Here is a 14,316-nt window from a genome sequence, read left to right as displayed (position 1 = left end):
AGCGCGCGGCGCGCGTGCCGTCGGTAGCGAGCGGCGGTCCGTTACCGGCCGGCGCGCGGGGGCGCGGTCGACGCGCGCAGCACGAGCTGCGGCGCCCGACGGGTGGGGTCCGGCGCCTGCTCGTCGCGGAGCACGTCGAGCACCGTGGCCATGATGTCGCGGCCGAGGCCGTCGAAGTCCTGGCGCATGGTCGAGAGCGGCGGCGCGAAGAAGGCGGCCTCTGGGATGTCGTCGAAGCCGATCACGCTCACGTCGTGCGGCACGCGACGGCCGGCGCCCTCGAGCGCGTGGATCAGGCCGAGCGCCATCTGGTCGTTGGCGGCGAACACGGCGGTGGCGTCGGCATCCGTCGCGAGGATCGCACCGAGTGCGTTGCCGCTCGACGGCTGCCAGTCGCCCACCAGAGGTTCGCGGGCGACGAGGTTGCTCTCGGCGAGCACGTCGCGCCAGCCGCGCAGGCGTTCGGCGGCGTCCATGGAGTCGATCGGTCCGCCGAGGTGACGGACCTCGCGGTGCCCGAGCGCGATGAGGTGCTCGACAGCCGCCCGCGCCCCGCCGTACTGGTCGATCGCGACGCGATGCGAGGTACTCCCGGCTCCGGATGCCGCTCCCGTAGCATTCGCCGCGAGACCAGATGCCGAGCCGCGCCCCCGCGCCCCCGCGCCGCCAGCTCCCGAACCCGCGCCGGAACCGGAACCGGCGGAACCCGAGGCGCCCGAGGCGCCAACCCCCGAGCCCGTGCCAGCCGAACTCCAAGCGCCGCCGGCACCAGCCGCCCCGCCACCCTCGGACGCCACAGCCACCAGGGGCACCCCGAGCTCGAGAGCCTCGACGGCCTCGATGGCCCGGCGCTCGGCGGCGATGAGCACGATGGCCTCGACGTTCTGGCGCAGCAGCATCTCGACGGCGGCGCGCAGGAGGGCGGCATCCGAGTCGATCATGCTCGCCATGCTCACGGCGTACCTGGCCTCGCGCGCTGCCTCATTGAAGTTGAGTGCGGCCGACGACGGTCCGTAGTCGGGTCGCCCTGCGGTGATGAGCCCGAGGGTGCGGGACCGCCGCGTGACGAGTGCACGGGCCGCGGGCGACGGCACGTAGCGCAACTGCTTGATGGCTTGCTCGACCCGCTGTCGCGTCGCAGGACGAACGTTCGGCAGGTCGTTGAGCACGCGCGAGACGGTCTGGTGCGACACACCGGCGAGGCGCGCGACATCGAAGATGTTCGCGACGCGCGCTTTGTCGTCGTCCGTGCTCACCGGCCTCGTCGGCTCCTACCTGGCGCTCGTCGCGCGTTGCTCGATGTGCTCATTATCGGTCCTGTGACGGATGCCGCCGTGCAGCGGCGCGGACCCGACCCGGGAGCGCACGCCCGTGCGTCCGGCTCGTGCATCCGACTCCGCAGCGGACGACGCCCCCGCATCCGCCCGCCCCCCCCCGACCCCCGCATCACCGCCGCCTCGCGGTGAGCACCTTCTGCAGGATGATGAACACCAGCAGCAGCGCCCCGATGAAGATGCGCGTCCACCACGACGACAGGGTGCCCTCGAAGGTGATGATCGTCTGGATGACGCCCAGCACCAGCACCCCGAGCACCGAGCCGAGCACGAAGCCGTAGCCGCCGGTGAGGAGGGTTCCGCCGATCACGACGGCCGCGATGGCGTCGAGCTCCGTGCCGATCGCCGTGAGCGAGTAGCCCGAGAGTGTGTAGAAGGTGTACAGGATGCCGCTGAGTCCGGCGCAGAATCCGCTGATGACGTAGACCAGCACCTTGGTGCGTGCCACGGGCAGGCCCATGAGCACGCCCGACTGCTCGCTGCCGCCGATGGCGTAGACGGTGCGGCCGAGCCGCGAGTACTGCAGCACGATGACGGCGACGATGACCACGACGATCGCGATGACGACGCTCCACGTCATCGACACGCGCCCGCCGAGCGGGATGCGCGCCTGCGCCAGCGCCGTGAACACGGGGTCCGTGATCGAGATCGAGTCCTTGCTGATCACGTAGCAGAGCCCGCGCGCCAGGAACATCGCGGCGAGCGTCGCGATGAACGGCTGCACCTTGAACACGTGCACCATGAGTCCGACCAGGAGTCCGAGGATGCTCGTCAGCACGAGGATGAGCGGGATCACGATGCCCGGTGCCCAGCCCGCCTGCAGCAGCGACGCCGTGATGATGCCCGAGAGGGCGAGCACGGCCCCGACCGAGAGGTCGATGCCGCCGGTGAGGATGACGAAGGTCATGCCGACCGCGAGCACGAGCAGGTAGGCGTTGTCGACGAACAGGTTGATGATCACCTGGGCCGAGAAGAAGCCGCGGTAGCGGCTGCCGCCGATGATGAAGACGACGATGAGCAGGAACGCCGTGACGAGGACGGGTCCGTACTTCGGGCTGCGGAGCGCGTTGCGCACCCCGATGCCCGCCCGAACGGCTGGGTTGGGTGCAGTGGTCGGAACGGAGCTCATGATGCGGCCGCCCCCTTTCCGGCTCGGAGGCTGAGGGAATGACGCCAGCGGGCGAAGGCCGCGTTCGTGGCGGGCGACTGCAGGAGGCAGACCGCCGTGACGACGGCGGCCTTGAACACCATGGTCGCGATGGGCGGGATGCCGACCGTGTACACCGTGGTCACGAGGGTCTGGATGACCAGCGCCCCGACGAGGGTTCCGGTGAGCGAGTAGCGTCCGCCGGCCAGTGACGTGCCGCCGATGACCACGGCGAGGATCGCGTCGAGTTCGATGAACAGGCCGGTGTTGTTCGCATCCGCCGCCGTCTGGTTCGACGTGAGGATGAGGCCAGCGATGCCGGCCGAGAACGCGCAGAAGGCGTAGACCGTGAAGAGCAGGCCGCGCGAGCGCACACCGGCCTGGCGGCTGGCCTCGGGGTTGATGCCGACGGACTCGATGAGCAGTCCGAGAGCCGAACGCCTCGTGATGAGCGCCGCGAAGGCGAAGATGACGGCGGCGATGATGACGGACACCGGGAGTCCGAACAGCGAACCCGACCCGAGGGCCTTGAACGGGGCGCTGTTCACTGTGATGATCTGGCCCTCGGTGATGAGCATGGCGATGCCGCGGCCCGCCGTCATCAGGATGAGGGTCGCGATGATCGGTTGGATGCCGAGCACCGCGACGAGGAATCCGTTCCAGACTCCGAGCACCAGGCTGATGGCGAGGCTCACGCCGATGGCTATCGCCACGACCCCGGGGTTGCCCGGGTCTGGGGAGCCGAGGATGATCGCGGCGGCGACGGCTCCGGAGATGGCGCAGACCGCGCCGACGGAGAGGTCGATGCCCCGGGTGGCGATGACCAGCGTCATGCCCACGGCGATGATGAGCGTCGGGGCGCCGTTCCGCAGGATGTCGATCAGGCTGCCGAACAGGTGGCCGTTCTTGATGGTGATGGTGAAGAAGCCGGGGAACGCGATCAGGTTGATCACAAGCAGCACGACGAGCAGCACGATCGGCCAGAAGATGCGGGTGCCGGCGAAGCGGGCGAGGGCCGCGGTCATGATTTCGCTCCAGGGGTGTTGTCGGTGGACGTGCCGGCCGGGGCGGCGGGGGGAACGGATGCAGGGGCTTCGGGATCCGCGCTCGCGCCCTCGGCGATGAGGGAGAGCAGCGAGTCGACCGTGAGGTCGTCGTTCTCGAGGTCGGCGACCATGCGGCGGTCGCGCATCACGGCGATGCGGTGCGAGAGGCGCAGCACCTCCTCGAGCTCGGCCGAGATGAAGACGACGGAGAGTCCGTTCTCGGCGAGGTTCACGACGAGCTTCTGGATCTCGGCCTTCGCCCCCACGTCGATGCCGCGGGTGGGCTCGTCGAGGATGAGCAGGCGCGGTGCCACGGCGAGCCAGCGCGCGAGGAGCACCTTCTGCTGGTTGCCGCCCGACAGGTTGCGCACCAGCGCGTCGGGGTTGGCCGGTCGGATGTTGAAGGCGTCGATGTAGCTCTGAGTGAGTTCGTCCTGGCGGCGCTTCGGGATGGGCCGGGCCCAGCCGCGATCGGCCTGCAGCGCCAGGATGATGTTGTCGCGCACGGTGAGCTCGTCGACGATGCCCTCGGAGCGGCGGTTCTCCGAGGAGTACGCCACCCTCTTGGAGAGCGCCTGGCGCGGAGTGCGGAAGCGGGTCGGGGTTCCGGCGATGCGCAGCTCTCCGGCATCCGATCGGTCGATGCCCGAGAGGATGCGGGCGAGTTCGGTGCGTCCGGATCCGAGGAGGCCGGCGAGCCCGACGACCTCGCCCTCATGCACCTTGAGGTCGATCGGCTCGATGGCGCCCTTGCGTCCGAGGCCGATCGCCTGGATGAACGGCACCTCGTCGCTCTCGCCGGCCGTGGCCTCGCGCGCCTTCTTCTCGAGGTCGTCGAGCACGGTGAGTTCCTTGCCGATCATCTTCTGCACCAGCTCGATCCGCAGGATCTCCTCGGTGAGGTACTCCCCCACGAGCGCGCCGTTGCGCAGCACGGTGAGGCGATCGGAGATCTCGTAGACCTGGTCGAGGAAGTGCGAGACGAACAGGATGGCCGTGCCGTCGGCCTTGAGCGAACGGATGACGCGGAACAGCTCGGCGACCTCGTCGGCGTCAAGGCTCGAGGTCGGCTCGTCGAGGATGAGCACCTTGGCGTCGATGTTGATGGCTCGTGCGATGGCGACGAGCTGCTGCACGGCGAGCGAGTGGTCGCCGAGCAGGGAGCCGGGATCGATGTCGAGGTGCAGGCCGGCGAGGAGCTTCGCAGCCTGGCGGCGCATCAGCTTCCAGTGGATGCCGCCGAACCGGCGGGGCTCGCGGCCGAGCATGATGTTCTCGGCCACGGTGAGGTTGGCGAGGAGGTTGACCTCCTGGTAGACCGTGCTGATGCCGGCGTCCTGGGCCGAGGCCGGATTCGCGAAGGCGACGTCCTCACCGTCGAGGGTGATGGTGCCGGAGTCCACGGAGTAGACGCCGGTGAGGGCCTTGATGAGCGTGGACTTGCCGGCGCCGTTCTCGCCCATGAGCGAGTGCACCTCGCCGGGGAACATGCGGAAGCTCACGCCGTCGAGGGCCTTCACGCCGGGGAAGGAGATGGAGATGTCTGTCATCTCCACGACCGGTGTGGCCGCGGTGGGGTCTGGCATGCTCGTCTCTCTCCGTCGAGGGGCAGTGGTTCCGTGGTGCGTGTCGTTCGAGTGTGATGGGTGCGCGGCATGGACACCGCGCACCCACCGAGGGCGTGTCGCCCCGGGCGGCAGCTCTCACCGCCGGTCATGGGGAGGAACGGATGCCGACCGCTCACGCAGCCGGCCGGCATCCGTTCACCCGATCAGGCAGTGCCGATCAGGGCTGCTGCTGATCAGGCCGTGCCGATCAGTACTTGCGGTCGGGCAGGGCCTCGACGGCCTGCTCCTGGGTGAAGGTCGTCTCATCGGTGATGATGCGCTTCTCGACGGTGCCGCCGTCGTTGAGCGTCTTGATGACGTCGACGAGCTGGGCTCCGAGCAGGGGCGAGCACTCCACGATGAAGTTGATCTTGCCGTCGGCGAGGGCCTGCATGCCATCGTGAACGGCGTCGATCGTGACGATCTTGATGTCCTTGCCGGGAACGAGACCGGCGGCCTCGACGGCCTCGATGGCTCCGAGGCCCATGTCGTCGTTGTGTGCGTAGATCAGGTCGACGTCGGGGTTGCTCTTCAGCAGCGCCTCGGTGACCTGCTTGCCGCCGGCACGCGTGAAGTCACCGGTCTGGCTGGCGACGACCTTGAGGTTGGCGTTCTGGCGGATCGTGTCGGCGAAGCCCTCTGCACGGTCGATCGCCGGCGCGGAACCCGTGGTGCCCTCGAGCTGGATGATGTTCACGGGCTTCGTGGCGTCCTTGTACTCGTCGAGCACCCAGAGTCCGGCCTTCTGGCCCTCCTTCACGAAGTCGGATCCGAGGAACGTCTCGTACAGCGAGGTGTCCTCCGAGTCGACGGCGCGGTCGGTCAGGACGACGGGGATGCCGGCGTCCTTGGCCTCCTGGAGCACGGCGTCCCATCCGGTCTCGACGACCGGCGAGAAGGCGATGTAGTCGACCTGCTGCTGGATGTAGGAGCGGATCGCCTTGATCTGGTTCTCCTGCTTCTGCTGAGCGTCGGAGAACTTGAGCTCGATGCCCTCGTCCTTGAACGTGTCCTGGATGTCCTTGGTGTTCGCCGTGCGCCAGCCGCTCTCGGCACCGACCTGGGCGAAGCCGACGACCAGGTCGCCGATGTCCTTGGGTCCGGATGCCTCGGTGCCGCCACCGCCGCCGTCTGCACAGCCGGCCAGGGCGAGGAGCAGTGCTCCGGCCGCTGCCAATCCGATGATCTTCTTCATCTCGACTAAACCTCCTTGTTCAGTGTCCCGGCGGGAACGTGCTGCGATTCTCGGTGCCGGGCGGCCAGGCCATTCTGGTCGTGGTCGAAATGTTAGCGATAACATGTGAGGGTTCACAATAGCGACTCGCGCGGGAGTACCCCCAGTTTCCGGGTCGTTATGCATCCGTTGCAATTCGAAATGTGAGCGCTCATATTCGGGACGTCGTCGGGCCGCGGATGCCGCTACTCAGGCGAGCTGGGCGCAGCCACGACGGCCGCCCCTCGGCGCACTCCGTCGGCGCGCTCCGGCCCCAGCCTCGGCGCACCGGCCCACGGCGCGCTCCGTCGGCGCGCTCCGGCCCCACCTCGCTCGGGCCCAGCCTCGGCGCACCGGCCCACGTTGCTGCATGGGCCGGTGTGCCGAACGTGCGCCGGACGTGGGTCGAACGCGCGCCGAACACGTCGGCGCTTCACTCGGCCGGGGTGCCGATGGTCTGGCGCGTGGTCGGCGCGCTCCGGCCCCAGCTACGGTCGGGCCCGCCTCGGCGCATTGGCCCGCGGTGCTCCATGGGCCGGTGCGCCGAACACGGGCCGAACACGTCGGCGCTTCACTCGGCGGGGTATCGATGCTTCGGCGGGTGCAGGAACCCCCGCCAGGACACCGAAACCCCGCCGAGTGCCTGGCTCGGGCATCGCGCAGCGCAATCGGGAGCGGGAGCGGAAGCGGAAGCGCAAGCGCGCGACGGCGAGGCCGAGCGGCCCGGGCGTCAGAGCGAGACGCGCGACGGCGGGGCCGTGCGGGCGGGGCCTCAGAGCGAGCCGCGGGGCGGGGCCGTGCTCTCGCGCACGACGAGCTCCGAGACGCGGCTCGCGCGGTCGTCGGCGTGCTGCTCGTCGTCGAGCACGTCGAGCACCGTGGCCATGATGTCGCGGCCGAGCGCTGAGAAGTCCTGACGCATCGTCGTCAGCGGAGGCGCGAAGTGCGCCGCCTCGGGGATGTCGTCGTAGCCCATGACGCTCACGTCTTCCGGCACGCGGATGCCGGCGTCGCGCAGTGCATGCAGCACGCCGAGCGCCATCTGGTCGTTCCCCACGAAGATCGCGGTGGGGAGGTCGCCCGCAGGTGAACCAGCATCGGCGTCAGCACCCGCACCCACACCCGCACCCGCACCCGCGCCCGCGCCCGCGCCCGCGCCCGCGATGATCGCCTGCCCTGCCGCATAGCCGCTCGTCGACTGCCAGTCACCGATGATCGCGGGACGCTCCGGCAGGTCGTGGGCGGCTAGGGTGTCGCGCCAGGCACGCACGCGCTCCGTCGCGTCCATCGAGTCAGCGGGACCGGCGATGTGCACGATGTCGGTGTGGCCGATGGAGATGAGGTACTCGACGGCGAGCCGGGCACCCTCGTACTGGTTCATGGCGACACGGTGGAATCCGCCGAAGTCCTCAGAGGAGACGGCGATCAGCGGCACCGAGCGCTCGATGCCGCGGATGATGTCGAGCGCCTGACGCTCGCCCGAGATGAGCACGATCGCCTCGACGTTGTGGCGCACCATCATCTGCACGGCCGCTCGCAGCGAGTCGGCGTCGAGGTCGCGCATGCCGGCCTGGGTCACCGTGTAGTTCGCGGCGTGCGCCGCCTCGTTGAAGGCCAGCGCCGCGTTCGACGGCCCGTAGTCGGGCCGGCCGGCCTGGATCAGCCCGATGGTCTGCGAGCGGCGCGACGCGAGGGTGCGCGCAGCCGGCGACGGAACGTAGGAGAGCTCGCTCATCGCGTGCTCGACGCGCACTCGGGTCGAGGCGCGCACGCCCGGCAGGTTGTTGAGCACGCGCGACACCGTCTGATGCGAGACTCCGGCGACTCGGGCGACGTCGAACATCGTCGCTGCCCGTGCGGTGACGGATGCCGCAGCCGCACCGACGGCGACGCCGCCGGCACCCGCACCCGCACCCGCGCCCGCGCTGGAACCAGCGCTGTCAGCGCCGGCACCACCACCCGCGGCGGCGCGACCACCCGCAGAGCGCGCACCGACGACGTCGGCGGCACCCGTGCCGGCAGCGCCGACGGGCTCAGCGGCATCCGTTCCGCTCATCACGCGTCTCCCCCTCGAGAACCGACCTGCTCGATGCATCGCGGTGGCCAACGGCGACCGGACTTCCTCAGCCCGGCCGCCGCCGTCCCACCACCACCACAGAGGAGGGACCTACTGGCCGCCGGAGCGACGCTTGTTGTAGACGTCGAAGGCCACGGCGAGAAGGAGCACGAGGCCCTTCACGGCCTGCTGCCACTCGATGCCGATACCCATGATGGACATGCCGTTGTTCAGCACACCGATGATCAGACCACCGATGATGGCGCCACCGATCGTGCCGACTCCACCCTGCACGGCTGCGCCACCGATGAACGCTGCCGAGATGGCCTCGAGCTCGAAGCCGTCACCGGCCTTGGGGCCGGCGAGGTTGAGGCGGGCGGTGAAGATGAGTCCGGCGAGGGCCGCGAGGAAGCCCATGTTGACGAACAGCCAGAAGTCGACGCGACGGGTCTTGATGCCCGACAGCTCGGCTGCGTGGCGGTTGCCGCCGATGGCGTAGATGTGGCGGCCGAAGACCGAGCGGTTCATGACCACGCCGTAGACCATGACGAGCACGGCCAGGATGATCAGCGTGACGGGGATGCCCTTGTAGGAGGCCAGCGCGTAAGTGAAGAAGCCGATGGCGACGGAGACGAGCACGAGCTTGGTGAAGAACCAGACGATCGGCTCCACTTCCTGGCCGTACTTCTGGCGTCCGCGACGGGTGCGCAGCTGCTGCACGATGAGCGCGATGATGGCGAGGGCTCCGACTCCGAGCGTGAAGATGTCGGGGTCGGATTCACCGAAGACGCCGTTCACGAAGCCGTTGCCGAGGGCGCGGTACTCGGCGGGGAAGGAGCCGATGTTGGCGTTGCCCAGCACCACGAGCGCGAGACCGCGGAAGATGAGCATGCCGGCCAGCGTCACGATGAAGGCCGGGATGCCGACGTAGGCGATCCAGAAGCCCTGCCAGACGCCGACCGCGGCACCGATCGCGAGCGACAGCAGCACCGCGAGCCACCAGGGCATGCCCCAGGTCACGGCGAAGAGTCCGGAACAGGCGCCGACGAAGGCGGCGACCGATCCGACGGACAGGTCGATGTGGCCCGCGATGATGACCATCACCATGCCGATGGCGAGAACGAGGATGTAGCCGTTCTGCACGATCAGGTTGGAGATGTTCTGCGGCCGCAGCAGGATGCCGTCGGTCAGGAACGAGAACAGCACCACCACGATGATGAGGGCGATGAAGATGCCGTTCTTGCCGAGGTCGCTCAGGATGTGGCTGAGTCGTTCGGTGAACTTGTTCTCGACGGGGTTGACGTTGCCGCCCTCGACCCGGGTCTCGGTCTGGAGTGGAGCGTTGGGATCTGACATGTGATGTCTCCTCTTGGAAGGTGCGTGGATCGAAGGCCGGCCAGCGACGCCGCTAGCGGGGCTTCTCCATGGTCATGAGCTTGAGTACGGACTCCGGGGTGGCCTCTTCGATGGGCAGTTCCCCGGTGATGCGACCCTCCGAGAGGGCGTAGATGCGGTCGCAGATGCCGAGCAGTTCCGGCAGCTCGGAGGAGATGACGATGACGCCCTTCCCCTCGGATGCCAGCCGGTTGATGATCGTGTAGATCTCGTACTTCGCGCCGACGTCGATGCCGCGGGTGGGCTCGTCCAGGATGAGCACGTCAGGGTCGGAGTAGATCCACTTCGACAGAACGACCTTCTGCTGGTTGCCGCCCGAGAGCTTCCCGGTCTTCACGAGCACGCTCGGCGCCTTGATGTTCATCGAGGTGCGGTACTCGTTGGCGACCTTGAACTCCTCGTTGTCGTGCACGAGGCCGAACTTCTCCAGCTTGCCCAGTGACGCCATCGAGATGTTGCGCTTGATGTCCTCGATGAGGTTGAGGCCGAAGGTCTTGCGGTCCTCGGTGGCGTAGGCGATGCCGTTGTCGATCGCCTCGGACACCGTGCGGGTCTTGATCTCCTGGCCGCGCTTGAACACCTTGCCGGAGATGCGAGATCCGTAGGTCTGGCCGAACAGGCTCATCGCGAACTCGGTGCGCCCGGCGCCCATCAGGCCGGCGATGCCGACGATCTCCCCGGCGCGCACGTTGAGGTTCACGTTGTCGACCATCACGCGCGAGGTGTCCTGCGGGTGGTGGGCGGTCCAGTCCTCGACCCGCAGCAGCTCCTCGCCGATGTTCGGCGTGTGCTCCGGGTAGCGGTGCTCGAGGTCGCGGCCGACCATGTCCTTGATGATGCGCTCTTCCGAGACATCCGCCTTGGCGATGGTCTCGATCGTCTTGCCGTCGCGGATGACCGTCACGGTGTCGGCGATCTTCTTGATCTCGTTGAGCTTGTGGCTGATGATGATCGACGTGATGCCCTGCTCCTTGAGGTGCAGGATCAGCCCGAGCAGGTGGTCGGAGTCCTCGTCGTTGAGGGCCGCTGTGGGCTCGTCGAGGATGAGCAGCTTCACGCGCTTGGAGAGGGCCTTGGCGATCTCCACGAGCTGCTGCTTGCCGACGCCGATGTTCATGATCTTCGTCGTCGGGTTGTCGCGGAGGCCGACCCGGTGCAGCAGGGTCTGGGCCTCGTGGTTGGTGCGGTTCCAGTCGATGAGGCCGCCGCGGCCCTTGACCTCGTTGTTGAGGAAGATGTTCTCCGCGATCGAGAGATACGGGCTGAGGGCGAGCTCCTGGTGGATGATGACGATGCCCTTGGCCTCGCTGTCGGTGATGTCCTTGAACTCCACCACCTCATCCTCGAAGACGATGTCGCCGTCGTAGGTGCCATGCCCGTAGACGCCCGAGAGCACCTTCATGAGCGTGGACTTCCCGGCGCCGTTCTCGCCGCAGATGGCGTGCACCTCACCGCGGGCGACCTCGAGGGTCACTTCGGAGAGCGCCTTCACGCCGGGGAAGGTCTTCGTGATGCCGCGCATCTCGAGAATGTTCGTCGTCATTCGTTTCCTGCTTCCTTGCCGGATGCTCCGGGACTGGACTGTTCAGCGACTTCGTACGTGCCGGGGCCTGGTGCGAGAGTACTCGCCGCCAGGCCCCGACACGTATCAGTCGATCATCGGAACGATCGGGAGATCAGCGGTCTCAGCCGTTGATCTCAGCCTCGGTCCAGTAGCCGCTCTTGACCAGGACCTCGTTGATGTTGTCCTTGACGACGATCTGCGACTCGAGCAGGTAGGACGGGACGACCTTCTTGCCGTTGTCGTAGTCCTCGGTGTTGTTCACCTCGGGCTTGTCGCCGTTCAGGAGTGCGGTCGCCATGTCGACGGCCACCTTGGCCAGGTTGCGAGTGTCCTTGAAGATCGTCGCGTACTGCTCACCCGAGTTGATGGCCTTGACCGAGTCGAGCTCGGCGTCCTGACCCGAGATCGCCGGCCAGCCGTCGCCCACCGTGTATCCGGCGTCGGTCAGAGCCGAGATGATGCCTCGGGACAGACCGTCGTAGGGCGAGAGCACCGCGTTGACCTTCGAGCCGTCGGAGTAGCTCTTGGTGAGGATGTCCTCCATGCGGCTCTGTGCGACCTCGCCGTCCCAGCGCAGCGTCGCCGCCTGCTGGAAGTCGGTCTGGCCGCTCTTGACGACGAGGGTTCCGTCGTCGATCAGCGGCTGCAGGGTGTCGATCGCACCGTTCCAGAAGAACGTGGCGTTGTTGTCGTCGGGCGAACCGGCGAACAGCTCGATGTTGAACGGACCCTTGGGGGCATCCGACTTCGCCGTGCCGTCGAGCTCGACCAGGCCGAGGCCGTTGAGGATCGAGTTGGCCTGCTGCACGCCGACCTTGTAGTTGTCGAACGAGGCGTAGTAGTCCACGTTCTCGCTGTCGCGGATGAGGCGGTCGTAGGCGATGACGGGGATGTCGGCGTCGGCCGCATCCTGCAGCACCTGCGTGAGCGTGGTTCCGTCGATCGAGGCGATGATCAGGGCCTCTGCACCCTTGGTGATCATGTTCTCGAGCTGCGAGACCTGGGTGGGGATGTCGTCCTCTGCGTACTGGAGGTCGACCTTGAAGCCCTGGTCCTCGAGCTGCTTCTTGACGGCGTCGCCGTCCTGGATCCAGCGCTCGGAGCTCTTGGTGGGCATAGCGACGCCGATGAGGCCGCCGTCGCCACCCTTGTCGCCGCTGCCGCTGTCGCCGGAGCCGCCGGAGCAGGCGGCGAGGGCGAACATCGAGCTGATCGCGAGTGTGGCCAGAAGAACCTTCTTGGTCTTCACTGTGTTTCCTTTCACTGATGGACACCGTTGTTCACTTGGTGAGGTGCAGATCCGGTGTCGTCCATGAATCACCGGATCCTGATGCCGCACTGCCGGGTGACAGTGCGACAGGTCTGTTCAATTGTGTGGAGCTGTTGGTGCTTGGTGTTGCGTTTACAGGCCTTGCGCCAGGCGGTAGTACGCCTGGTTCCAGCGCACCTCCCGCGCGAAGTCGCGCTGGGTGGTGGTCTCATCGATCACGAGAAGCTCGGTGCGAGCGATCTCGGCGAAGTCTCGGAACACGTCGACGCTGACGGCCGTCGACATGACCGTGTGGTGGGCGGCGCCGGCGGTGAGCCAGCAGGCCGCGCTCGTGGCGAAGTCGGGAGCCGGCTTCCAGACGGCCCGGCCGACGGGCAGCTTCGGCAGCTCGGGAGCCGACACGTTCTCGACCACGTTGGCCGTGAGCCTGAAGCGGTCGCGCATGTCGGAGAGAGCCACGACGACGGCGGGGCCGGGGTCGGCGGTGAAGACCAGGCGCACGGGGTCGTCCTTGCCTCCGATGCCGAGGGGGTGGATCTCCAGCGTTGGCTTCGACGTCGTGAGCGACGGCGAGACCTCGAGCATGTGGGCTCCGAGGATGCGCTCATTGCCCGGAACGAGGTCGTAGGTGTAGTCCTCCATGAGGCTCGCGCCGCCGGGGAGGCCGGCGCCCATCACGTTGGCGACGCGCACCAGGATGGCGGTCTTCCAGTCGCCCTCGGCACCGAAGCCGTATCCCTCGGCCATCAGGCGCTGCACGGCGAGGCCGGGCAGCTGCTTGAGCGCGCCCAGGTCCTCGAAGCTCGTCGTGAAGGCGCCGAAGCCGCCCTCCTCGAGGAACGAGCGCAGCCCGATCTCGATCGCGGCACCGTCGCGCAGGCTCTGGTGGCGGTCGCCGCCCGCACGCAGCTCGGGGACGACGTCGTAGAGCTCCTCGTACTCGGCCACGAGAGCGTCGATCGCCTCGGCGGATGCGGCAGCGACGGCATCCGCCAGCTCGTTGACGCCCCACGTGTTGACCTGCACGCCGAAGCGCAGCTCGGCCTCGGTCTTGTCGCCCTCGGTCACGGCGACGTAGCGCATGTTGTCGCCGAAGCGGGCGAGCTTGAGGGTGCGGGACGCCGCCCACCCTGCCGCAGCGCGCTGCCAGGTCTCGACCTGCTCCTGCACGGCCGGGTTCGACACGTGGCCGACGACGGTCTTGCGGGCGAGGCCCAGCCGGGTCTGGATGTAGCCGAACTCGCGGTCGCCGTGCGCGGCCTGGTTGAGGTTCATGAAGTCGAAGTCGATCTCGCCCCACGGCAGCTCGACGTTGGCCTGCGTGTGCAGGTGCAGCAGCGGCTTCTGCAATGCGTCGAGGCCGGCGATCCACATCTTGGCCGGGCTGAAGGTGTGCATCCACGCGATGACGCCGATCACGTTGTCGGCCGCGTTGACCTCGAGGGCCGTGCGACGGATGCTGTCCGAGTCGGTGAGCACGGGCTTCCAGACGACCTTGACCGGAACGCCGCCGCCGAGCTCGTCGGAGATGGCGCGCGACTGCTCGGCCACCTGACGCAGCGTCTCCTCGCCGTACAGGCCCTGGCTTCCGGTGAGGAACCAGACCTCGTACTGCTCGAGGGAGGTGGTGAGGGCGGTGCGGGTCATGTGCGGTTCTCCTGGTGCTGTGGTCGGTGTCGGTTGT

Annotated in this window: 10 protein-coding genes; all 10 read right to left on the bottom strand. The window is 67.9% G+C overall.

The annotated features are described in order from the left end of the window. Positions 1-41: 41 nt before the first annotated feature. The 10 genes from ASF30_RS18080 to araA all read right to left on the bottom strand — a co-directional run bounded on the left by ASF30_RS18080 (position 42) and on the right by araA (position 14,279). Entirely contained in the window at positions 42-1,256 is a 1,215-nt protein-coding gene (locus ASF30_RS18080; protein WP_055909926.1) for a LacI family DNA-binding transcriptional regulator, read from the bottom strand. A gap of 190 nt (positions 1,257-1,446) precedes the next feature. Then, positions 1,447-2,463: a galactofuranose ABC transporter, permease protein YjfF gene (gene yjfF / locus ASF30_RS18075; RefSeq protein WP_055909923.1), complete on the bottom strand. Its 1,017-nt coding sequence runs from the start codon at positions 2,461-2,463 to the stop codon at positions 1,447-1,449. Next, positions 2,460-3,506 (bottom strand): ABC transporter permease, encoded by a 1,047-nt coding sequence (locus ASF30_RS18070; RefSeq protein ID WP_055909920.1) that lies wholly within the window; start codon positions 3,504-3,506, stop codon positions 2,460-2,462. Before ASF30_RS18070 ends, yjfF begins: the two co-directional genes overlap by 4 nt. Beyond that, on the bottom strand, positions 3,503-5,113 hold the full coding sequence (locus tag ASF30_RS18065) for a sugar ABC transporter ATP-binding protein (RefSeq protein WP_082468029.1): 1,611 nt from the start codon (positions 5,111-5,113) through the stop codon (positions 3,503-3,505). The genes ASF30_RS18070 and ASF30_RS18065 overlap by 4 nt, the downstream gene beginning before the upstream one ends. A gap of 229 nt (positions 5,114-5,342) precedes the next feature. After that, positions 5,343-6,329, bottom strand: a complete 987-nt coding sequence (locus tag ASF30_RS18060) for an ABC transporter substrate-binding protein (protein WP_055909917.1) — start codon at positions 6,327-6,329, stop codon at positions 5,343-5,345. A gap of 790 nt (positions 6,330-7,119) precedes the next feature. After that, on the bottom strand, positions 7,120-8,403 hold the full coding sequence (locus ASF30_RS18055) for a LacI family DNA-binding transcriptional regulator (protein WP_200918475.1): 1,284 nt from the start codon (positions 8,401-8,403) through the stop codon (positions 7,120-7,122). A gap of 111 nt (positions 8,404-8,514) precedes the next feature. Beyond that, positions 8,515-9,759 (bottom strand): multiple monosaccharide ABC transporter permease, encoded by a 1,245-nt coding sequence (mmsB, locus tag ASF30_RS18050; protein ID WP_055909914.1) that lies wholly within the window; start codon positions 9,757-9,759, stop codon positions 8,515-8,517. Between the two features lie 52 nt (positions 9,760-9,811). Then, positions 9,812-11,341 (bottom strand): multiple monosaccharide ABC transporter ATP-binding protein, encoded by a 1,530-nt coding sequence (gene mmsA / locus ASF30_RS18045; protein ID WP_055909912.1) that lies wholly within the window; start codon positions 11,339-11,341, stop codon positions 9,812-9,814. Between the two features lie 142 nt (positions 11,342-11,483). Further along, positions 11,484-12,566 carry a multiple monosaccharide ABC transporter substrate-binding protein gene (gene chvE / locus ASF30_RS18040; RefSeq protein ID WP_183060220.1) on the bottom strand — a complete coding sequence of 361 codons (1,083 nt, stop codon included), beginning with the start codon at positions 12,564-12,566 and terminating at the stop codon, positions 11,484-11,486. Between the two features lie 198 nt (positions 12,567-12,764). Continuing rightward, complete coding sequence (gene araA, locus ASF30_RS18035; protein WP_055909906.1) at positions 12,765-14,279, bottom strand: L-arabinose isomerase; 1,515 nt, start codon at positions 14,277-14,279, stop codon at positions 12,765-12,767. Positions 14,280-14,316: the final 37 nt, after the last annotated feature.

Origin of the sequence: Leifsonia sp. Leaf264, from assembly GCF_001422325.1 — a bacterium.
Taxonomy (GTDB): Bacteria; Actinomycetota; Actinomycetes; order Actinomycetales; family Microbacteriaceae; genus Orlajensenia.
The sequence above is the reverse complement of the archived record's forward strand: the minus strand, read 5'-3'. Positions and strand labels throughout refer to the sequence as shown.

Bases quoted from the DNA above. Each gene is read 5' to 3' on its own strand.
- ASF30_RS18065 (WP_082468029.1), bottom strand. From the start codon at position 5,113: ATGCCAGACCCCACCGCGGCCACACCGGTCGTGGAGATGACAGACATC.
- ASF30_RS18060 (WP_055909917.1), bottom strand. From the start codon at position 6,329: ATGAAGAAGATCATCGGATTGGCAGCGGCCGGAGCACTGCTCCTCGCC.
- ASF30_RS18055 (WP_200918475.1), bottom strand. From the start codon at position 8,403: ATGAGCGGAACGGATGCCGCTGAGCCCGTCGGCGCTGCCGGCACGGGT.
- chvE (WP_183060220.1), bottom strand. From the start codon at position 12,566: ATGTTCGCCCTCGCCGCCTGCTCCGGCGGCTCCGGCGACAGCGGCAGC.
- mmsA (WP_055909912.1), bottom strand. From the start codon at position 11,341: ATGACGACGAACATTCTCGAGATGCGCGGCATCACGAAGACCTTCCCC.
- yjfF (WP_055909923.1), bottom strand. From the start codon at position 2,463: ATGAGCTCCGTTCCGACCACTGCACCCAACCCAGCCGTTCGGGCGGGC.
- mmsB (WP_055909914.1), bottom strand. From the start codon at position 9,759: ATGTCAGATCCCAACGCTCCACTCCAGACCGAGACCCGGGTCGAGGGC.
- araA (WP_055909906.1), bottom strand. From the start codon at position 14,279: ATGACCCGCACCGCCCTCACCACCTCCCTCGAGCAGTACGAGGTCTGG.
- ASF30_RS18070 (WP_055909920.1), bottom strand. From the start codon at position 3,506: ATGACCGCGGCCCTCGCCCGCTTCGCCGGCACCCGCATCTTCTGGCCG.